Raw genomic sequence first — 346 nt, 5'->3', positions numbered from 1 at the left:
GTCTACAGCTTTCCTGACTGCTGATCCGAAAAGGTTTTTGGGTCTGTAGCTCAGTCGGTTAGAGCACCGTCTTGATAAGGCGGGGGTCGTTGGTTCGAATCCAACCAGACCCACCAAGTATTCTGCGTATGCGGGATATGGGGGTGTAGCTCAGCTGGGAGAGCGCCTGCTTTGCAAGCAGGATGTCATCGGTTCGATCCCGTTCACCTCCACCAAGTCCCTAATCACCTGGTGATGTAGAGGCTAACTCATAGTGTCGTTGAAACGGCCTTATGAGTTAGGTTTTACCTGACAGCTATATTCGTTCTTTAACAATCTGGAAGAAGCACAACGAAATGTGCTCATC

Annotated in this window: 2 tRNA genes; both read left to right on the top strand. The window is 49.7% G+C overall.

Annotation, left to right across the window (positions count from 1 at the left end):
- Positions 1–39: 39 nt before the first annotated feature.
- Positions 40–116 (top strand) — tRNA-Ile (locus tag IB268_RS31385).
- Positions 117–139: 23 nt separating this feature from the next.
- Positions 140–215 (top strand) — tRNA-Ala (locus tag IB268_RS31380).
- The last annotated feature ends 131 nt before the right edge of the window (positions 216–346 follow it).

Source organism: Achromobacter sp. ACM01 (assembly GCF_014851745.1).
GTDB lineage: Bacteria > Pseudomonadota > Gammaproteobacteria > Burkholderiales > Burkholderiaceae_B > Achromobacter > Achromobacter aegrifaciens.
Note: the sequence above shows the minus strand (reverse complement) of the source record. Positions and strands in the feature narration are given on the sequence as shown.